The following is a 20,804-nucleotide window of genomic DNA, read 5'->3' as shown; positions in this document are numbered from 1 at the left end:
CCGGCTCCGTGGGGTCCTTGATGTCTGTGCGGGGATGCGTACGGCTTGTACGGAGTGCGCCTCACGCGTCCTCCGTACCGGTCTTGCCGTCGCCCTCGACCACGTTGGTGCCGGCCGGGATCGGCACGCGGTAGACGCCGGTGATCTCGTCCTGGACGTCCCAGGTGCTGAAGGAGACGGACTTGCCGGGACGCGGCGCGTGGATGATCTTCTTGGTCTTCGGATCCCAGACGATGCCCACATGCCCGGAGAAGCCGCCGCCCTCGGGCCGGAAGAAGATCAGGTCACCGGGCTGTGCCTCGGACAGCGACACCTCGTACTTGCGGAGCCGGGGTTCCTGATCACGGGTCGTGGCACCGATGTTGATCTTCCCGTCGCTGGCCATGTAGTACGCCCACTGCGTGAGGCTGGAGCAGTCGAAGCTGGTCGGGTTCCGGCCCTGGAGGCGCGGCGCGCCGTACACGTACGGGACGCCGATGCCGCGCTGCGCCCAGCCGAGGACCGCCCGGATCACCGGGTCGTCGGAGTCGGGGAGGACACCGGAGGCTCCTGCGCCGTCGGGGGCGACGGCGGCGCCGCCGTTGTCCTCGGCGCACTCCTCGTACTGCGCGTTCCGGCCCTCGCTGCCGCTGTCCCCGGGGACGGTGCCGTAGTCGGGGTTGGCGGTGACCCGGCCCGCCATCCACGCCGCGGGGTCGACCATGCCGGGGCCCTGGTCCTGGCCGCCGACGAACGGGTTGTCGACGCCCGGGACGAGGACCTCCCAGTGCAGATGTGGCCCGGTGACGTTGCCGGTCGCGCCGACCGTGCCGATCTGATCACCGCGCTTGACGGACTGACCGGCGGACACCTTGATCGAGGTCTGGTGCGCGAAGAGCGTGATCACGCCGCCTGCGTGCTGCAGCTTCGTCATGTTCCCGTACGACCCGCCGGGGCCCGCGGCCACGACCTTGCCGTCGGCCGGGGCGTAGATCGGGGTGCCGCTGGAGGCCACCAGGTCGAGGCCGGTGTGGTAGCCGAGGCTCCACATGTTGCCCTGCTTGTGGTATGGCGTACCCATTTGGTACGTGCCCTGCTTCATGGGCCACTGCCAGTCCTTGCCACCGGGGATGGGCTTGGCGACAGGGAGGGCGAGGGTCGTCGTGTCGGTGGAGTACGCGGCCAGCGACATCGCGGTGGTGGTGTCGTCGCCCGCGTCGTCCAGCGGCGGTGTCGACCAGGAGCGGGCCGGGGTCGCGGCGATGCTGAGGGCCCGGCTGGGCTGGGCGCTGTTGCCGACCGGCTCCGGGATGTCCGACTGCTTGCCCAGGGTGGGGAAGTCCGGGTTCTTCTCGATCGTCTCCTTCAGATGGGCGTACCAGCGCTTGATGAGGTCCTTGTCGCCGGTCAGCACCCCTCGGTAGCGGGCGGACTGGGTGAGGACGACGCGCGGGTAGATGCTGTTGGAGGAGGACGAACCGGAGTAGATCTGCAGGGCCTTGAAGGGCTGGGTCTCCGCCTTCTTGGCGTGCAGGAAGTTGGCCGCGGCGTAGGCCGCGTCGTCGATGTTGTACAGGTCCTTCTTGCCGTCGCCGTTGCCGTCGTCCCCGTAGTCCGTCCAGGCCGGCTTGCCGAACTGCAGGATGCCCATGTAGCCGAGGGAGTTGGCACCGCCGGGAGCGGCCGAGGGGTCCTGGCCGTACTTGGTCTCCTGGTACATCTGCCCGGCGATCATCGTCCAGTCGAGGCCGTCGTAGCGTGCGGCTGCGCGCATGGAGGCGAGGATCATCTTCGGCGGGATCTCGTTGCGCGCGGTCGTGCTCGGCATGTACATCTTGCCCGCCGGCATCACCGGGTTGGTGGCCGCCGCGTCGTCGGTGTTGCCGGCCTCGGCGTTGTCGGCGTAGTCGTCACAGGCCGCCGCGGCGGCTCCCGCGCCCATCCCGCCGAGGAGCGACCCCAGCAGGACCAGGACGAGGGTGCCGATCCCGGCCAGGGGCAGGAAACCGACACCGGCGGCTATCCACAGCCACTTCTTGTTGTTCTTCTTCTTGTCGCCGCCGCCCGAGCCGTTCTTGGCCTGGGCCACCGCCTTGGCCGCCTTGGCGACCTTCGCCGCCTTGGCGGCGGCGGCCAGTACCGCCGGAGCAACCATCGCGCGTCACGCCCCCGAGTCGTCGGAGGCGCCCACGTCACCGAGCCCGAAGATGTCGAATCCCGAGACGACCCACTTGCCGTTGACCTCTTGAACGCTCACCAGCCACTGATTCGACTCGGTGGTGGTCTCGCCGCCCTCGGTGCGCGTGGCCTTCACCGCGACCAGGCTGGAGATGGAACGGCCGCTGTCGCGCACCAGGTCGTCCGAGATCACCGCGTCGCGCTCCACGACGGCGGTGCCCTTGGACGTGCACTGCCCGGCCTGGCAGGTGGCCCACGCCTTGCCGGTGGGCAGCGCGGTCAGCTCCTTCATCCGCGCGTCGTTCACGGTGAGTTCCAGGAGCGGGGCCCGCCAGGCCGCCGACTCGGCCGTGTGGTCGTAGGTGTTGATGCCGGCCATGTACCGCGTCATGATCTCGTGGGCCTCGGTGGCTTCGGCGACCGAGACGATCGGGACGGTCGCCGCGTTTCCGCCCCCGTCCTCGGTGTCCTCGTCGGCGTCGGAGGTCTCCTGTCCGCCTGAACCCGTCCCGCCGCTCTGACTCGCGGTGGAGGCCGCGGAGCCACCGTTCTCGTCGCTTCCGCCGGCTCCGTCGTCTCCGTCGAACACCGTGAAGACAGTGAGGACGGCGATCAGGAGAACACCGAGCACTCCCAGGGCCAGCAGCCCCGTGCGCTTGTTCTCCTCAGGCAACTCCACGCTCTCGCGCCTCCCTTGTGGTGAGCCGGTACGGCGGTCGACGGGTGACCGGGACACGGTAGGGGGAGGTGTGGTGCGGAGAGTCGGGGGAATTCCCGGCGGGAAAGGTGCGGGGCGACATCGGGAAAGAGCGGGACATCCGGGCGGAGGCCCGAACGGACGCGCCCGCCTCTGCGGACACCCCGTATCACTCCTCCTCGGCGGGCCGGGCCCACATCACGGCGGTTCCGTGGGCGAGGTAACCGGGCGCTCTCCGATGGGCCAGGTCACCGGGCACATCGAGACGCCCGGCACTCCGTCGACGCCGAGGGCATGCGCGTCCGTCCGCCCGGATGCGCTGTGCGTGCTCTGCGGCTTCCTACTTGGCCCCGTGCTCCGAGTGGTTCACCGCGCCCGTCCTCGCGTACGGGTCGACGTGCCGTACCCGTCACACGTGCCGTACCTGTCGCACGTGTCCACGGCCCTCATTCCGGCCGCGGATCCACCGGCAGCGGATCGAAGGGGTACGCCGTATGCCCGTCCTTGGGCGAACACGCCGCGAACGGGCCCGAGTCGGCGTCCATCAGCACCCTCAGATGTGGGTCGGCATGGTGCAGCCACCACGTCGACATGCCGAGCGCCGGGTCTTGGCGCAGGTGCTCCCAGGCCAGCCAGAGCGCGGAGAGCCGGGCGCCGGCCTCGGGGTGCTCCCACCACCGGGGGCACCAGGTCGCCGACGAGCCGTTGACCCGGCGGCGGACCATCTGGGCGAGATAGTCGGAGACGAAGACGTAGACGTCCGCGAAGTAGAACTCCGGCTGCTCGGACGGGACTTCGGTACCGCTCATCGCTCCACTCCTACGGGCTGCCGGTTCGGGGACCGGGGGCGGTGGTCGGTCAGGTCAGGACGATGCCGAGGAGCAGCAGGACGACCACCACCGCGCCCATCACGATCCGGGCCGTCGGATCCTCGCGTTCCCACAGATCGTGGACGAGGGCCCAGCCGGTCAGCCGGGCGGCACGGCCACCGTGGAGGCCGGGGGCCTGACCCTGCTGGTCCTCATCGACGCCCTCGCCGCCCTCGGGGAGCGCCCCCGTCTCGGGGTCGGCGTCGAAACCGACCGGGAGGCCCTGCTGCTCCTGGGCCACCAGGACCATCTGCTCCAGGAGTTCGGGAATCGTGTGCGGGGTGAGGGGATAGGTGAAAGTCCCGTACGGCGTCTCCACGCACAACCGTGCCTGCCAGGGATTGCCGGGTTCGTAGCCGTCGACCCAGGCATGGTCGGCCTGGAAGACCTGCGGGGCCTGCGGGACCTGGGGAGCCGGTACTGCGGCGGAAACCGGAGCCTCGACGGGAGCGGGAGCCGGGACCGCGGCGGGGACCGGGGCAGGCGCCTGCTCGGCCGGCGGGGTCTGCTCGGTCGGCCAGGCCTGCTGGACCGGCGGCGTCCGCTGGACCGGTGCGGGCTGCTGGGGAGCACCCCAGGTGCGCGGGTCGGGCTGGGGTTGCTGCTGCGGGTGCCCGCTCTGGTCGGTCAACTCTCGTCCTTCGCCGGGTCCGTCGGGTGCAGGGTGTTCCGGGCATCGTGCGTACGGCGGACGTGCCCCGCGCATTGTGGGCCCAAGGCGGGTCAGGACAGCGAGCCCACTTTCCCGGCGTGTCCCTGACACATTTCCCGGCCGGTTTCCCGAAACCGGCCTCAACGGGAATCCCCGGTCTCCCGGCGAGGAAAGTGGCGGCGGTCCCGTGACAGGTCTTTGTCACACTGCCAACGCACCTGGCTGGGCCAGGGCCCGTCGTGCGGCGCGGTCGTGACCCGCCCAGGCGGACGGGGAACCGACTCGCTGGAGTAACCGACTCGATGACAGACCACAACAGCCCTGCTGGCGCGGTCGGCGGAGGCCAGCCTTCCGGGCAGCCAGGGTCCTTCGGTCCTCCCCAACAGCCCCAGCAACCGCAGCAGCAGGCGTGGCAGGCGCAGGGCCAAGGGCAGCACCCCGCTGCCCCGCACCAGGCCCAGTCGCCGGCCCCGCAGTCCTCGCACCCCCAGCCACAGCAGCTTCCCTCCGACGCGGCCCGCGCCCAGGTCGCCGCCGCCTGGGTGCGCAACACGCCCCAGGCCGGACAGGCCGCCGTACCGGCGCTCCCGCCTCGCGAGACGCGCCCCGCGAGTGAGTCGAAGAAGGAGAAGCGCGAGCGGGAGCGGGCGGCCCGCAAGGCCGCGTACGAGCAGAAGAAGGCGGCGAAGGAGCAGCGCAAGAAGGGCGGTTCGGCGCCGGCCCCCGCCACGGCCGCCCACTCCGCGCCCCCGGCCGCCGGCACCCCGGTCGCGTCCCCCGGCACCGCCGCCGCGCCCCAGGCTCCAGCTCCCGCCGGCTCCGCATTCACGCACGGGACCCGGCCCACCGGCACGGCAGGCACCCCCGTCTCGGCCCGGCCCACCCCGGCGGGCGGGCCCGCCGCCTCCGCCCAGGGCGCCGCCAGGCCCACCCCCGCCCGCGACTTCGGCGTCCCCAAGCCCGGCGGCCGTGTCCCCGCCGGTGGCCGCAAGACGCATGTCGCCCTCCGCGCCACCCTGTTGATCACCACCTGTGTGTTCGCGTTGGGCTCCTGCGGTGTGATGGGGCTGGTGATCGGCAAGTCGTCGACGCCCGCGACCGCCGGGCTCGACCCCGCCGACGCGGCCAAGTACCGGCTCACCGAGTTCCCGACCCGGCAGGCGGCGACCTTCGCCGAGCAGTACGCGATGCTGTGCATGACGTACTCCCCGGAGACCGCCTCCACGCGCCGTGACGACCTCGCGCGCTACGCCTCCGCCGGCGTCGACGGCGAGTGCGGCTGGGACGGCAAGGGGACGAGCAAGGCCGTCTCCGCAACCTGGGACGGTACCGCCGAGACACTGTCCGAGTACGGCGACCACGGCCGCTACCTGGGCGTCCAGGTCCGCAGCGAGGGCGGCAAGCTGACGACCCTCACCGTGCCCGTCTATGTGAAGGACCTCGCGACCGGCGAGGGCATGCGCGTCGCGGGCGACGTCGGCCAGATGCCGCTGCCGCCCCGCGCGGATGTGCCGCCGGTCGACCAGGACGCCGAGGTCGTCGACGACACCCTGTCCGACCAGCTGCGGGAGCAGGTGCTGCCGGGCTACTTCGAGGCATGGGGCGCGTCCGACACCACGGCTATGGCCCGCTTCACCACGTCCGACGCCACACAGGCCGCGACCACCGGTCTGTCCGGCGAACTGTCCGACCCCACCGTCAGCGAGGTCGACGCGCTGGTGCCGCCGAAGGTCCAGGGCACCGACCCGTACACCTACGCCGACGGGCAGGCCGTACAGCTCCGGGTGGTGGTCGCGTGGACCGACCCGGCGGGCGGGGCCGTGAACCGCTCGTACCGGATGACCGTGGTGAGCACGGCGCAGGGCTGGTTCATCAAGGACGTCCGCGGCGGTGTGCTGGACGCGGAGGGCGGCCGGGCCGACACCGACGAGGAGACCGCCGCGCCCGGTGAGGAGGACGCCGAGTCCGACGAGGGCGACGCGGTCACTCCGTCCCAGTCCCCGTCCACCTCCAAGTCCCCCCAGTCACCGAAGGACAAGCAGTCCTCGAAGGACAAGCAGTCCGACAAGTCCTGAGCCAAGTAACTGAGCGGGACCCCGGCGTCCGTCTTCACCACGCTCTTCACCACGCTTTTCACTTTTGATCGAGAGGAACCACCCGTGTACCTGGCAGCCACCCTGGATTCGATGTTCGGAGAGATCCAGGACATCCTCACCAATGTGGGCACGATGGTCGCCGTCATCGCCCTCCTCGTCCTCGGCATCCGCATGCTGCTGTCGATGAAGCGCGGCGACGGTATGCGCGAGGCCTTCCAGGGCTTCGGCATGATCGCGCTCGCCGCCCTCATCATCGGTGGTGCCAGCGGCCTCGCCGGTGTGCTCATCGACCTCGGCAGCCAGATCGGCGGCGGCGAGGGCGGCCAGGGCAACTGACGACTGACGACTCATCGGACGCCTGAGGAACGAGGGGAGTCAGCCGCGATGGCCCAGGAGGCCCCGGAGCCGCTGGTCGCGTACGACCACACCGATCTGGTCAACCGCCCCAAGCGGATCTGGAACTGGGGCAACATCCCGCTGCCCGGACTGCTGCTGCCCGCGCTGGGCGCGGCTTTCGGCTTCGGCCTGGTCTGGCTCATCGCGCTGTTCACGCTGTCGGCGTTCCTGCCGTTCCTCGGCATGTCGATGTGGACGTCGATCCTCTACTTCGGGCCGCCGTTCGCCGTCTACTTCGTCTGGGGCCGGCCCCTGCCCTCGGCGCTCACCCTCAGCCAGCAACTGGTGGTGTGGACCGACTGGTGGTTCCAGCCCAAGCGGCTGCAGGGGCTCTCCGCCGACCAGGAACCGGAGGAACTGCACTGGCAGGTCATCCTCTGGAACCCCGGTTCACCCCGCTGGCAGGAGCGTTACGAGACCGCGCGCCGGACCGCGGCCGAACGCGGCAGCGCGTTCTCCGCACACCGCTGAACCACCGTTCGGCCCGGCAGCGGCCGTCCCGACGGTCCACCACCGCAGCAACACCGCCCCACCGCCAACCGACCTCGATTTACCGCAGGTGACTCCTCCATGTTCATGATGATCCTTCTGGGCGGGGCGGCCGCCTTCTTCGTGGTCGCCATGATCATGGCCGCCTCGTCGGGCAAGAAGCAGGGCCAGGGCGGGGGCGGCACTCGCTCGTCCTCGTCCCGCTCCAAGCCGTCCGGCTCCTCGGCCTCCGCCCGCCGCGAGGACCTCCGCCTCCCGTACCGCTACGCCGACGACATGATCTTCGTCCACGGCGACTCGGTGTGGACGGGCCTCGTCCTGCCCACCGCCATCGACGAGTACCTGAACGCCGCCGAACTGCAGGCGATGGCCGAGGGTCCGCCCCGCGGTCTGCTCAACCTCGCCCGCGGCGACCGCAACGTCGAGTGCCACTACCGCAAGGTGTACCAGCCGATCACGGCGCTGACCTGGGCCGAGGACCTCAACGCGATCGCCTGGGACCCGACCGACAACTACAAGGCGTACAACCTGCGCAAGGCCGAGTACCAGGAGCGCATCGGCGCCAAGCGGGAGCGCAACATCCTGCTGGTGAAGCTGGGTTCGGTGAAGCGCACCGGCGGCGGTACGGGCGTGATGTCCCAGGACGACGAGCCGCACGACGACGCCGGGCTGCTCAGCGGCGTGAGTGGTGCCGCCGACCAGGTCGCCGCCGCCGCGACGGGCGTCGCTGACGAGTACCTGTCCCCGTCCGTGGTCGCGGAGTGGACGCAGGTGGCGTCCGAGGTACACGAGAGCCTGGAGAACCTCCGCGGCACCCCCCTCACCCGCGAAGAGCTCGTCTGGCTGATCCGCAAGCCGCTCCACGGCGACCTGCCCGTCCCGCCCGAGCCGGTGCTCGGCTCGCGCGCCTGGGGCCCCAACGCCTTCGACCTGGTCGTCGACTTCTCCGGCGAGAACCGCAAGACGCACATCGTCCTCAATCAGTACGACGAGGTCACCGGCGAACAGCAGACCAGCTACACCACCACCCTGGTCGCCGCCAACTGGCCGGCGGAGACCCGCTTCCGCCAGTCGACGGCGTGGGCGCGGTACGCGGCCCAGCACGTGGAGTTCCCCGTCGAGATCGACATGCGGTTCACGCTCATCCCGTACCTGAAGTTCAAGGACCGCGCCGACAAGATCCGCGGCAACCTCGTCGACGAGATGAACGACATGGCCAACTCGGGCCGCAGCCCCGACACCAAGCTGGCCACCCAGGTCACCCGCGCCCAGGAGCTCGTCGACGACATCGAGGAACACAAGATGCCGGGGATGGAGGCGCAGATCCGCTTCACCATCTCGGCTCCGGACGTCAAGGAACTGGAGCGCCGCCGCCGGGTCCTGGAGATGCAGTTCAAGCAGGACCTGAAGGTCACCCTGCTGCGTCCGACCCGTCAGCAGTGGCGTCTGCTCCAGTCCCAGCTCCCGGGTGACGCGCCCAAGCTCCCCATCGCCCCGTACATCCGCCTCCAGGAGGTCGAGCAGCTCGGCGCCGGACTGCCCACCGCCGGAACGGAGTTGGGCGACAACCCCGAGCAGCGCTCCGGCAAGCGTCTCGGCTGGGTGGGCAACCTGGTCGGCTGGGCGGGCAAGATGCCGGTCCACTACTCGCTGCACGTGGGCCCGGCCCGCAACGACGGCGGTGGCCTCGCCATCGTCGGCGCGTCCGGCGGTGGCAAGTCCTCCCTGGCCCTGCAGAAGTTCTACGAGGAGTCGGAGTCGGGCGTCCGCTGCCTGGTCATCGACCCCAAGACCGACTTCGCCCAGCTCTGCTACTACCTGGCCTTCGGCTCCCAGGTGAACGACCCGGAGTTCGCCGGCGACGCGGAGACGGGTCTCCTGGGCACCCCGGCCAGCAAGTTCCAGCCGGTCAACCCGGAGTTCTGGGCGGAGACCGAGGTCGTCGACCTCCTCAAGGGTCAGGCGGGCGTCCTGGACCCCTGGGTCATCGCCCGTGACGTCCCGGCGGGCCGTCTGCTGGCCGAGTCCATGCTGCGCGGCTTCCTCGGCGACGAGGACTACCAGCGCGTACGCCTCCCCGTCATCGAGGGGATGGCCACGGTCATCGGCCGCTACAACTCCGCGATCCGCCAGGCGGTCGACCAGGGCCTGACGGCCCGCGACGCCGACGCGCAGGTGCCGCGGCCGACGCTGTGGCAGGTGGTCGACGAGGTCGTGGCGGCGTACGACCACGCCATCGCGACGAACGACCGGGAGGCGGCGAAGGACCTGAAGCTCGCGCAGATGCTCCTCACCGAGCTGCGCACGCTCCCCTACGCCCGTCTCGCCTTCGCCGAGCGTCCGCAGCCGCTCTCCGCGATGCGCAAGCGCCGTACGGTCATCACCCTGCGCGGCTTCCAGTCTCCCGCGGCCTCCGACCCGCGCAGCTGGAACCCGGCGGAACGCCTCGCGGCGACGGCCCTGATGGCGGTCGTGGAACTGGGCAGCCAGATGCTCGACGTCGGCTACGAGAAGAACCCGGTCACGGGCGAGATCGGCCTGCGCCCCAAGGCGCTGTTCGTGGACGAGGCGTACGTCGTCACTGCCACGGAGTCGGGCCGCGACCTGATGCGCCGAGCCCTGAAGCAGGGCCGCTCGTATCTCGCGGTCACTGTCCTGATCACCCAGCAGGCCATCGACCTCGTCCAGATCGAGGACTCCGAGGCCCGCAGCGGTGGCGCCAACCAGATCCACACGGTCTTCGCCTTCAAGCAGAAGTCCGCGCAGGAGGCGTCCCTGGTGGCCCCGCTGCTCGGCCGCCCCGAGAACGACCCCAAGGTCATCGCCGCCCTCCAGGAGCTCCGCACCGGTGTCTGCCTCCAGCGGGACGCCGACAAACGCGTCGGCACGGTCGCCGTCGACCTCGTCTTCAAGGAGATCCTCGCGGCGACGGACACCAACGGCACGACCCGCCCCGCCCGGCAGGGCATCAACCCGCCGCTGAGCGTGTGGGACTGGACGTTCCTGCAGGAGATGAAGGAGGACCCGGCACGGCCGGCCGCCCCGGAGACGGCCGCTGTGTGACCTCGCCCTCCCGGGCTTGCCGATCCCCCCACCCGATGCCCCACAGGCGAAGAAGGACCATGCGAATCAAACGAGCACTCACCATCGGCGCCCTCCTCCTCGTGTCGGCGTCGGTCACCGCATGCGACGGCGACGACGACAAGAGCAAGGCCTCCGAGAAGGCGAGCGCCGAGGCGGGCAACAAGGAGGGCGGCGGGAAGACGAGCGGCGGCGAGGCGAGCGGCGGTCTGCCTTCGGCTTCGGACATGGCGTCCATCGAGTACTTCCTCAACCAGCACGCCGCTTGCCTGGACCTGCAGACGGGCAAGGAGTACGACGCTTCCACCCAGGCGGAGAGGTATTCCGCCTGGCTCGAGGAGGACCAGTCGACCGACCCCGTCTGGGCGATCAAGGACCGTGCCGTCTGCATGGACCAGTACGACCACCCCAACACACTGCTGCTGATATCGGACATGAAGCAGTTCCAGACGACCATGAAGGACAAGGGCTACAGCGGCATCCTCATCGGCAAGGACTTCGCGGTGTATCCGCAGGACGACCAGACAGCCCTGGCACTGAGGACGTCCGGCCTCAACTACCTGGCGTGCGATCCCGAGTTCAAGGTCCCCAGTGGCTACGAGCAGAAGCCCGCGCAGGTCGACGGATGTGTAGTGACCACTTACATCCCCACCGACGTCTGATCCGCTCCGAAGGACTTCTCATGCTGACCCTCAGCCGGCCCCGCGCCGACCGCCCGGCACGGCGCCGGCCGAGGCGCCCCCTCCTCAAAACGCTGATCAATGCCGGTGTCGCGGCTCGCGCCGCACTGTTCGTGGCACTCGGCGTGATCGCGCTCTCGCTCTCCACGCCACAGTCGGCGAACGCCATCTTCGACACCTGTGACTGGACGTCCGACAGCATCAACCAAAAGGCCGACATGCCGGGCGCCGCGGAGAACATCTTCCCCTCGGTGCAGCAGTGGAGCGGCAAGCGTGAGCTCGTCTCCGGCGCCGTACGTCTGCCGGGCGACCCGGGGGACTACACCGTCTACGAACTCGGCGCCATGCGGGGTCTCAACTGGGCCTCGACCCAGCAGAGTCAGGACCAGGCGAAGCAGGGCGAGCGCGGCGAGAACGCGGACGACGACGACTGCAGCGTCCAGAACGAGATCTACAACTCCATCGCCCAGATGGTGTTCGACCTCAGCAAGTTCATCACCCGCGCCTCCATCAGCATCAAGGAGATCTCCTCCAACCCCAGCCCTCTCGCCGCGCTGTACGAGGGCACCGTCGAGGGCAAGAACAGTGTCGTCGACCGCCTGAACAGGAACGTGTTCCAGGTGGCCGTGCCCACCATGATCCTGCTCACCGGGATCTGGGTGTTCGGCAAGTGGCGCAAGGGCGATATGCGTGAGGTCTGGGCGGGTGTGGGATGGGCCGCGTTCGTCGTGATCGCGGTGTCGGCGTTCCTCGTCGACAACAACTACACGCGCGTGGTCGAGACCGCCGACTCCGGAATCGCCCAAGGAAACGCCGCATTGACCGAGGCGGTACTGGGCGGCGCGGTGGACGAGATCGATCCGCCGTGCGACCTGGCCGCCAACGCTCCGCAGCGCGGCATGCGGATATCCAGCTGCGCCATGTACGACACCCTGGCGTTCCGCCCATGGGCCATCGGCCAGTTCGGCGATCCGGGCAAGAAGCGCATGGAGTACAAGGGTTCCGACACATGTGATTTCGGAAACAAGGCGCGGTGCACCGATCTGCGGGCCAAGCAGGTCAACGTCCAGTCGGTGACCAACTTCGACTACTACAAGGACTGGTCGGGGGTGGAGGGCGGTGTCATGAAGCACAAGGAGAACCAGTACGGGGAGCTGCGCAACTACATCGCCAAGAACGAGAAGTCCCGCGTGTACGAGCAGTGGAGCGGTCACAAACCCGGTAACCGCATCACCATGGGGATCTACGCGCTCATCGCCTCCCTCATCGTCGGCATCATGGTGGTCGTGCTCAGCGCGCTGACGCTGCTGTGGCACTCGGTCACGCTCATCATGATCATCCTGCTGCCGCTCGTCGCGATCATCTCGATCCACCCGACCCAGCAGAAGCTGCTCAGGGGCTGGTGGCAGACCTTCGTGCACAGCTTCGTCCTGCGCGCCGGATTCGGTGTGATCCTGACCATCCTGCTGCTCTTCTACCAGCTGATCCTGCCGCTGTCGGTCCCGCTGGGCATGCAACTGCTGATGCTGTTGCTGGTCACGATCTCCGTCGTCATGCTGCTGAAGAACCTGCTGTCCGGGAAGTTCTCGCCGCAGGTCGCGGGCGCGGACGATGCCCTGGGTGTCGGGGACGCGGCCTCGGCGAGCAGCCTCAAGCTGGCCGACAAGACAGCCGGTGTGATGAAGCCCAAGGATGGTGCCGCCGGCCGGGTCACCGGACGTGTCGCGGGCGGCGCCGCCAGGCGCTTCGACGACAAGGTCCTCGGAGGAAAGCTGCAGAAGGGCGGCTATCTGGAGATGGGCCAGCGCGAAAAGAACAGGACCGCGTACGAGAGCGCCCAGACGACGCACGAGAGCTACAAGAAACTCGACAAGAAGAAGGAGACGGACCCCGGGACGAGGAAGGAAGACGGACCAAGGACGAAGGTGGAGGAGGGATCCGGTACCCGGAGCAGCGGTCGAGTCAGCGCAGCGACCTCGTCCAACCGGACAGGTGACTCCTCCGGCCAGGCACAGCCACAGCCACAACCGCAGTCACGGCCAGTGACTCCGCGGCCTGCGGCTTCCGAACCCACCGCGCCCGTAGCCCAGCCGTCCGTCCCACAGCCGTCCGTCCCACAGCCGTCCGTCCCACGGCCGCCCTCCGCGCCCCAGCAGCCCACACCCCCGAGGGACCCCCGTGGCCCGAGCGGTCGCGTCTAGCAAGCCGCAGCCGACCATCTGACGCACCGCCCCACCCCGAGGAGCCGCCCATGCCCGCCCTGACCGCCGACCGCACCCCCGACCAGTTGGTCGGGGACATGCAGCGGCTCATCGGCGGGGACCGGCCCACGGTGTGGGCGGGCGTCCCCGAGGGCGCGGACAAGCGCGCCCACTGGTGTGCGGGCTTCGGTGGGCGCCCGCTGTGGTTCGAGGCAGGGCCGCGGATACGTACGGCCCCGGGAAGCCGCCCGCATCCGGCCTCGACCGCGCCGGGGCAGCCAGGGACCCGGGTCGAGCACACGGATCCGTACGGGAACGGCACGTGGGACGCCCTGCCCCGCGTCACCCCGCCGACGAAGCAGGTCGCCGCCCTTGACGGGTACGACACTCCCGCGGCGCCCCCGCAGACCCGCCCCGCCGTCGCGCAGTCGCGCGATGCGGGCATGGAGGCGTGACCCGACCCATGAGCCACACCCCGCTCCCTCCCCGTCCCGAGGCCAGTGCCACCCGACAGGCTCGGACATCCGCCACCGGCACCACCTCCAGGACGCAGTCCCTCCTCCGTCTCCTCCACCAGGACAGGAACGACCCCTGGGCCGTCCGCATGCTCCCCCGCATCGTGTTCGGCCTGGCCGCCGCCTACACCCTGTTCATGATCGCCTCGCAGAGCGGCTCGTCCTTCGTGATGGTCTGCGCGGTGCTGCTCCTCGGCGGAGCCGTCTGGCTGCTCCGCCGCCGCGCCCAACTCCTCCTCGCCCTCGCCTCGACCATCCTCGCCACCGCCTTCACCGGCTACTTCTCGGCGGTGGGTGACGCGGCGCGGATGAGTACCAACGCGGCCGTGACCGGGACAGCCGCGTTCGGATACTGGGCGCTGGCCGGAATGGCGCTGCTGGGTGCGTGGATGGTCAAGGAGCATCCGGGGAGGCGCGGCGTGACCGTCGTGATCGCCGATGTGATCCTGGTCATCGGAGCGGCCGCCGGCATGTTCGTCCCGGAGGCGGGCGTGCCGATCGGATTCGTGGGAGTGCTCGGCGTCCTGGCAGTACGCGGCGCATCCGCGAAGACCATGACGGCCCGGGTCAGAAAGGCCCTCGGGGCCCTCGGGCGGCTGCGTCGGCGCGACACCCGCAAAACGGCGGACAGTTGAGGCTCTTGTGAATGGTTCGTCGCGTCACTGTTCGTTTCCGGCCAGTACTTTGCACATGCGTTGCATGGGTTTGACAATTTGTTCTAGAGTCCCCCGCGATCACAGATCATCACGGGGGATATTACTCATGCGTATGGCAAGCCATACGACGCTGGCCAGGCTGCCCGCCCGACCTGCCCGCAAGGCGGTCGACCGGGACGCCCACATACCCGACGCGGCGCTGCCGTGCCGGCGTAGGCCGGACGTCTTCCAGCACCCGCTTCTGGACAACTCGGAGCACCCTCACGGAACTTACGGCCTGGACACTACGACGGCCACCGCCGCCGGCGTCTCCCCCGACCAGCGCCGCCAGCACCTCGTCCTCCTCCGCACCGCGCGCGACCTGTGCGCCTCCTGCCCGCTCTGGGCGGAATGTCTGCAGGACGCCGTCGCGTACGCGGAACCGTACGGCTACACGGCGGCCACCACCCGGGAGGACCGGCGCGCGCTGCGCCGCATGCTCGACATCGGCGACGAGAACGGCGACCTGCCGGCCCACGCCGCCGTCCGCTTCGACTCCGGCTCCGTACCCCGGCGCTTGACCCGCCTGAGGTCCCGCGCCGACGAGTCGTCGGCGACGCACTCCGGAAACCGGCGCACGACCGCACCGGATCTTCCCGAACTGGAGCGGATCCTCGACGCGTTCGACCAGCTCCAGGGCCAACTGGCCCATGATCAACGCCTGTTGAGGGAACGTCCGCCGCGCGCCGCGTTGACATCGCTGTTGCAATCGCACACCACCACACAGCCGACTCACAGACAGACGCCCCCTCAGGGCGGGCCGTCGCACACATCCGGACCGTCTAACGGCAGGAGCGAGGAACCCATGGCAGCGGCCGAGGCCGGGCAACGGATCACCTTCTCGTACGAGGATCCCGCCCTGGCCGTACGGCAGGCCGTGCTAGGCCCGCTGGTGCGCTCCGCACTGCCCGCGCTCACCAGCCTCGAACAGCTCGTCGCCCTGCTGACGTGCATGCCCGGCGGCGCGGACACGGCCCCCGAATCCCCGCGGAACCTTCCGGCCGTACGGGAGGCCGTCGAGTCGCTGCTCCCGGACGGCGCCGACGCCCCCGAGGACGCGGACGGCGCCCCTCTCCCTCCCCGGCGCCCCCTCACCGGTTCCGTCTCCGTCGAACTCGCCACCACCGACCCGGTGGCCGCCCTGCGCCGCGACTTCCTGGAGCCGCTGCTGCGCGAACTGGCCGCCACCCTCGCGAACATAGAGAAGGTCGCGACCATGCTCGCGGCCACGTCGGACGACACCGACGACACCTCGCTGGAGACGATCCGCACGGCCCTGCGCGAGCTCCACGACCGCCTCCCGCACCCGGCGGCCGCCCCCACGCCCCACCCGGCGGCACACCCCCTGCACGGCGCCCACCCGGCCGTCGGGACGGGAGCGGGACCCGCCCGCCGTACGCCCTCCGCCCCCAGCATCCGCGCCGCCGTCGAGAAGGCGGTCGCCGGCTTCCCCGGCGCCTTCTCCGCCCGCGACGTGCTCCGCGCGCTCCCCGCTGGCGTCTACGGCGACCCGTCGAAGACCATCAGCAACGTCCTGTCGGCACTGGTCAAGTCGGGCCGCCTGCAACGCCTCTCACGCGGCACGTACGCTCGCGTCCTGGACGTGCTCGACGTCGAGAACATCGACGTCGAGGACATCGACGTCGACCGCTCCCTCCTCCCCGAGCGGGGAGAGGCGAAGAGCGCCTGAGCCGGAAGGAACCCCAGCCCCCGATGACCGAACCGACGCCGTACCCGAGCCAGAGTCCCACGTCCCCGCCCGCCGCCAACCCCGGCGCGGCGGACGCCCAGGTGCACGTCTTCTCCCCCAACGCCGGCCTCATCGACGGCGTCCCGGTCACCGCGCCGCCGTACGGCGACATCCAGGACGTCGTCCTGGCGATCCTCCAGCAACGCGCCCAACAACTCGGCGCCCCCACCCCGGCCACCATCACCGACAACCGCTACGGCGGCGCGATCCGCCTCCTGATCCACCCGAACGGGACGACGGAGCAGCTGGACTGAGGCCAGGACGTCGGACGATCACCGGGGCGGGAATCAGCTCGCCCTGGCCTCCAGCGCCTCCAAGCTCTGAGCACCTTCCTCGGTACCGGAAACCGCCCCTGCCTTGGGATCCTCTTCGGCGCCGACCCAGTGCCGAAGGGCCTGCAGTGGGGTGAGCCCGTTCGCCTTGGCCCACCTCAGGCGCCGCGTCCACTCCAGATCCGCAACGAGCGCTGCGCGCCCGGCCGCCCCACGCGCGACGAACCCCGCCGCGTCGTCGGTGACCGCTGCCCACAGGTAGCCGATCTGCACGCCATCCAGCTGAACCGGGACGAACCGAACCTCCGACTGAGTCTTCCAAGGGAATTCGTCGGGTGCCGAAACAGTCCGGAACTGCGGGTCCTCCGACATCGGTCCTCGACTCATCACTGTTCTCCTTGTTCCTTCGACGTGGGCAGGATCGCCCCGTACACATGCCACCGACCGTCGTCGCCTGGCGGATCCACCTGGGAGACTTCGTATTCGAGGCCACGCCCCAGGAGCAACTCACGTTCCGGGAAGTACGCGAGCTGTTCCATATACATGGCGGGCGTTCCTTCAGGGACCTCCAGATGGAGCACGATATCCTTCTCCGAGTTGAAGGTGGCATCGGAGCCCAAAGCCGTGGAAAAGAAGGCGGGGTCGGTCTGCGTGGACCCCTCAAGCTTGCTCACCGGTCGGTCGAACGCTTCCGGGCCTGTCTCGCGAAGCACCATGACCGATTCTGGGAGCGGCCTCAGTTCCATCGCCTCGTCAATGCGGGAAATGCTCTCCTCGACCTCGGCCGTACTGTCGGCGTAACCGCGCAGCGCCCCGTTGATCTCCTTGTAGTCAGGCGGCCCCGGGTCTCCCGGGCCCTTTTCGTCGGAATATCCACGTAGGGCTTCGTACTGCTCCGGCGTCAGCTGCTCGTAAGCCTCCTTCCACGTTTCTCTCCCGTACTCTGCTCCCTCTTCATTGCTGGAGAACTCGCGGGGAGAAGTAGCTTCCCGAGCAGTGTCGGCGGAATCGGTGGCCTCGAAAGGATCACCGGATTCGGCGGAGTCGGCAGGCTCCACAGCTTCCAGAGGCTCGGCCTCCTCTGTCCTGTCTTCCGCGCGCTCGACGGCATCAGTGCCGTCGAAGGCATCCACCTCGTCTCGCGACTCGGCCCCATCCTGCTGCTCGTACGCCCTCGTAGGCTCATCCGGCTCATCCGGCTCATCCGGCTCATCCGGCTCATCCGGCTCCTCGGGCTCTTCCGACTCCTCGGGTCCTTCCGACTCCTCGGGTCCTTCCGGCTCCTCGGGTCCTTCCGGCTCCACAGGTTCATCGGGCTCCCGTGTGAGATCCCCGCGGTGCCGCACTTCTGAGTCCATGGCCAGATCGGCGGCGGTCGTGTCCGGTCTCGTCTCGGTCGCGTGCAGTTCGCTCATGTCTCGACTCCCGTGGACGGCGTGGACGTGACGGGCTTGCGTGGCCTTCGTCGGAAGCAGGAGAGAGCACGGGAGAAGCTCGTGGCCCACTCCTCCGACGGATCCACGCTCCCCACGACCCGCTCCAGCACGGACGGTGTGGACCGGCCGTGGTAGTACTCCCGCGTCTTCGTCCCCTTCCGCGCCCTGAACCGAGGCTCCCCCACCGGGCACGGATCCTGCCCGTCGAGCTGCCCGCGCATCATCGCGGCCACATGCTCGGCCAGCGCTTCCGGGGCCGACGGCGCGCCGACCCGGCTGTGGACCGCGCGGTCGACGGCCTGGCCGATGGCGCAGTGCAGGAGGCGGCGGTCGTGATCGTTGGACAGGTGCGGGTCGAGGGCCTTCCGCATCGCCTCGCCCGGCAAGGGCGTAGTCCACCCCAGCAGATGCGCCGCCACAGCCATCTCCGCCCACAACGCGATCCGCAACTCCGGCTGGTCCATCAGCCGTTGTGCCCTGCGCAGGTCCCGCAGGGTGCATGGCTCCGGAGTGCAGCAGGGGCCGCACGCCCGACTGCGATCGCCCGTCAGCGCGGCCGCCGATGCCGCCCGTATCTCCCCCGCGTCCTCGCGGTCCGTTCCATCACGCATGCGGACAAGCAGCGGGTAGTCCATACCGTCCGTGAAGACGGCGGCCTCTCCCGGCCGCAGGGTGACCAGGTACTCGGACTGGGCCGCCGTGATGTTCATGGTCGCGCCGACCGCCTCGCGGTCGTCCTGGGCGGGGAGTCGGTGGACGACCTTGGCGGCGGTGTTCTTGATGACGTCGGGGAGGAGCTTGGAGGGGATCTGGTCGGCGATGATCAGGCCCTCGCCGTACGCCCGGATCTCGGCCAGCAGACCGGCGAACATCTCCACCGCGTGGGCGCTCGCGCCGCCCTCCTCCGCGCGGCGGAGCAGCCGGTGTGCCTCCTCGAAGACGCTCAAGTGCCGCAAGGGGAAGGACAGTCGGCGGGTCACGCGCTGTTCCATGCGCAGGTACTCGACGAGGCGGATGAGGATCGTGCCCATCAGGAACGCCTTGTCCTTGTCGTCGCCGACGTCCTCGATCTCGAAGACGACGTTGCGGCGAAGGAGTTCACCGAAGTCGAGCGGGCGACCGCCCTCCAGGAAGCGGCCGGTCGTGCCGAGCCGCAGGCTGGCGAGGCGGATCTTGATGAAGCCCTGGACGTTGTCGGCGACCTCTTTGCCGTAGCCGATGTCGGTCACGACCTTGAGGGCCGTGTGCTCCAGGTCCTCCAGGGTGGGGTAGCGCGGCTCGGTGCCGGGGACGAGCGGTTCGCCGAGGGTGAGGTCCCAGCCCAGGTCCTCGTAGCAGCGGGTCAGCGCGGCACTCAGCACCTGCGGGAACGGTTCCTGGGGGTCGAAGGAGGCGAGGAAGAGGGCGCGCACCATGTCGAGATGCGTCTGGAGGGGGAAGCGCTCGCCGCTCGCGTACGCCGAGGGCTCCAGGGGGTTCAGGCCGGCCGGGAGCGCGTCGGGGTCGCCGGGTTTGATGACGACGACCTCGCTCGTGTCGCCGAGCCGCGCCGACATGAACCGGTACTCAGCCTTGGCCGGCTCCACCACCAGCCACGGGATGCCCGCATGGGTCGCCGCCTCCAGCAGGCCGCGCACGGTCTGGGACTTGCCGCCGCCGGTCGCCCCGCACACGAAGGTGTGCCGGTTGAGGGTGGAGCGGGTCAGTTCCAGGTCACCCACGGGGCTGCGGTTGCGGTCGAGCACCGAACCGAGCCGGACCGGAGACGGGGTGTCGGCTGTGACTGGTCGGCCGGTGGTCTCGGGGGTGACATCGAACTCCGGGCGCAGCGCGAACCGTACGCCCGGTATCTCCTGCGCGGGCGGCCGCGCCAGGGATGCCAGCAGGTCGGATCCGGCGTGGAAGGGATACGAATCAGGGGCGGGAAGAACTCCGCCGAGCGCCGTGGGCAGGTCCCCGACCCGCCCGGTCGGCCGGAGCGCGTAGGGCAGCCCCTCCAGGTCCGCCGACGCGCAGACGAGCGCGGCGACGCGGGTCGCGTCCTCCGACGTACGGCCGCCCGCCAGCAGGCGTATTCGCCACAGTCCGGTGGCCACCGCCTTGGCCAGGTCCTTGTGCCGTCGCTCCAGCCGGGCCGCAGCGATGGCGTACTCGGGCGAACCGTCCGCCTTTGACATGGCGCGGCGCTGTTCGTCGGCGATGTCGCCGGTGAGGTCGTCGAGTTCGGTGGCGGGCACCGGTTCGGCGAACACCATCCAGGCGAAGGGCTCCTGCCACACCGCGAGGAGGCAGTCCTCCAGGCTGGGCCGCTGCCGTGCGGCGCCGGTCCCGGTGGCGTTCGGTTCCGCGTCGACGAGCAGCCCGTCGGTCACACCGGCGACGGCGCTCCAGTACGGGAAGTCGGCGAACAGGGATGCCGCGGTTCCCGTCGGCTGGGCCAGCCCACGTGCGCCGGCGGGGAGTCGTAGCAGAGTGGTGCCGCCATCCGCGTCCGCGCGACCGCCGAGCAAAGTGCTCCCCCCGACCACCACGTCGATGGGCCGGTCCGCCGCCCGGCGTGCCCAACCGACGAACACCGCTCCGCCCGCCGGATCGTCGGGGCGCCGTGCGTGATGCGCGGAGACCAGGGCGGCGAGCCGTTGGGCGTGCAGGTCGTCGCCGGGACCGCCCGGCCGGTCGTCCGTGAGGCGTTGGCGCGGGACCTCGCGCAGCAGACATGCCTCCATGCCGACGAAGCGCTGCCATGTGCCGCCGTACGGCGTGGTGTCCATGGGGTTCAGACCGCTCCTGCTCGCCGGCCGACGTCGCCGTCGGCCGA

Annotated in this window: 17 protein-coding genes; 10 read left to right on the top strand and 7 right to left on the bottom strand. The window is 70.0% G+C overall.

The window, feature by feature from the left end:
- Positions 1-61: 61 nt before the first annotated feature.
- The 4 genes from ABT147_RS24925 to ABT147_RS24910 form a co-directional block, all read right to left on the bottom strand.
- Entirely contained in the window at positions 62-2,134 is a 2,073-nt protein-coding gene (locus ABT147_RS24925; protein ID WP_351409792.1) for a peptidoglycan DD-metalloendopeptidase family protein, read from the bottom strand.
- Between the two features lie 6 nt (positions 2,135-2,140).
- A complete protein-coding gene (locus tag ABT147_RS24920; protein WP_351409790.1) occupies positions 2,141-2,836 on the bottom strand; it encodes a hypothetical protein in 696 nt (231 codons plus the stop codon).
- Between the two features lie 464 nt (positions 2,837-3,300).
- The gene (locus ABT147_RS24915) at positions 3,301-3,663 is read right to left on the bottom strand and encodes a DUF4913 domain-containing protein (protein WP_351409788.1); all 363 of its coding nucleotides are present in this window, start codon (positions 3,661-3,663) and stop codon (positions 3,301-3,303) included.
- A 49-nt stretch (positions 3,664-3,712) separates the two neighbouring features.
- On the bottom strand, positions 3,713-4,354 hold the full coding sequence (locus tag ABT147_RS24910) for a hypothetical protein (protein ID WP_351409786.1): 642 nt from the start codon (positions 4,352-4,354) through the stop codon (positions 3,713-3,715).
- Between the two features lie 323 nt (positions 4,355-4,677).
- Between ABT147_RS24910 and ABT147_RS24905 the strand changes: the two genes are divergently transcribed.
- From ABT147_RS24905 to ABT147_RS24860, 10 genes are all read left to right on the top strand, one after another.
- Complete coding sequence (locus ABT147_RS24905) at positions 4,678-6,450, top strand: conjugal transfer protein (protein WP_351409784.1); 1,773 nt, start codon at positions 4,678-4,680, stop codon at positions 6,448-6,450.
- A gap of 84 nt (positions 6,451-6,534) precedes the next feature.
- Positions 6,535-6,807 (top strand): TrbC/VirB2 family protein, encoded by a 273-nt coding sequence (locus ABT147_RS24900; RefSeq protein ID WP_327728498.1) that lies wholly within the window; start codon positions 6,535-6,537, stop codon positions 6,805-6,807.
- Between the two features lie 48 nt (positions 6,808-6,855).
- Entirely contained in the window at positions 6,856-7,338 is a 483-nt protein-coding gene (locus ABT147_RS24895; RefSeq protein WP_351409782.1) for a hypothetical protein, read from the top strand.
- Between the two features lie 99 nt (positions 7,339-7,437).
- Complete coding sequence (locus tag ABT147_RS24890; RefSeq protein ID WP_351409779.1) at positions 7,438-10,419, top strand: ATP-binding protein; 2,982 nt, start codon at positions 7,438-7,440, stop codon at positions 10,417-10,419.
- A gap of 59 nt (positions 10,420-10,478) precedes the next feature.
- Positions 10,479-11,099 (top strand): hypothetical protein, encoded by a 621-nt coding sequence (locus tag ABT147_RS24885; protein ID WP_351409777.1) that lies wholly within the window; start codon positions 10,479-10,481, stop codon positions 11,097-11,099.
- Between the two features lie 20 nt (positions 11,100-11,119).
- Complete coding sequence (locus tag ABT147_RS24880) at positions 11,120-13,318, top strand: hypothetical protein (protein WP_351409775.1); 2,199 nt, start codon at positions 11,120-11,122, stop codon at positions 13,316-13,318.
- A 50-nt stretch (positions 13,319-13,368) separates the two neighbouring features.
- Positions 13,369-13,773, top strand: coding sequence for a hypothetical protein (locus ABT147_RS24875; RefSeq protein WP_351409773.1), 405 nt, complete (start codon positions 13,369-13,371; stop codon positions 13,771-13,773).
- A gap of 8 nt (positions 13,774-13,781) precedes the next feature.
- Positions 13,782-14,468, top strand: coding sequence for a hypothetical protein (locus tag ABT147_RS24870; protein WP_351409771.1), 687 nt, complete (start codon positions 13,782-13,784; stop codon positions 14,466-14,468).
- A 127-nt stretch (positions 14,469-14,595) separates the two neighbouring features.
- Positions 14,596-16,218: a WhiB family transcriptional regulator gene (locus ABT147_RS24865; RefSeq protein WP_351409769.1), complete on the top strand. Its 1,623-nt coding sequence runs from the start codon at positions 14,596-14,598 to the stop codon at positions 16,216-16,218.
- 23 nt (positions 16,219-16,241) lie between these two features.
- Positions 16,242-16,532, top strand: coding sequence for a hypothetical protein (locus ABT147_RS24860; RefSeq protein ID WP_351409767.1), 291 nt, complete (start codon positions 16,242-16,244; stop codon positions 16,530-16,532).
- A gap of 33 nt (positions 16,533-16,565) precedes the next feature.
- Here ABT147_RS24860 and ABT147_RS24855 read toward each other — a convergent pair whose 3' ends face one another.
- Genes ABT147_RS24855 through ABT147_RS24845 form a run of 3 tightly spaced genes read right to left on the bottom strand, consistent with a single transcriptional unit; the run spans position 16,566 to position 20,757 of the window.
- Complete coding sequence (locus ABT147_RS24855; protein ID WP_351409765.1) at positions 16,566-16,922, bottom strand: hypothetical protein; 357 nt, start codon at positions 16,920-16,922, stop codon at positions 16,566-16,568.
- Between the two features lie 14 nt (positions 16,923-16,936).
- Positions 16,937-17,965 carry an ADP-ribosyltransferase gene (locus ABT147_RS24850; protein WP_351409763.1) on the bottom strand — a complete coding sequence of 343 codons (1,029 nt, stop codon included), beginning with the start codon at positions 17,963-17,965 and terminating at the stop codon, positions 16,937-16,939.
- Positions 17,962-20,757 (bottom strand): ATP-binding protein, encoded by a 2,796-nt coding sequence (locus tag ABT147_RS24845; protein ID WP_351409760.1) that lies wholly within the window; start codon positions 20,755-20,757, stop codon positions 17,962-17,964. Before ABT147_RS24845 ends, ABT147_RS24850 begins: the two co-directional genes overlap by 4 nt.
- Positions 20,758-20,804: the final 47 nt, after the last annotated feature.

The organism is Streptomyces sp. NPDC001868 (genome assembly GCF_040297125.1).
Taxonomy (GTDB): domain Bacteria; phylum Actinomycetota; class Actinomycetes; order Streptomycetales; family Streptomycetaceae; genus Streptomyces.
Note: the sequence above shows the minus strand (reverse complement) of the source record. Positions and strands in the feature narration are given on the sequence as shown.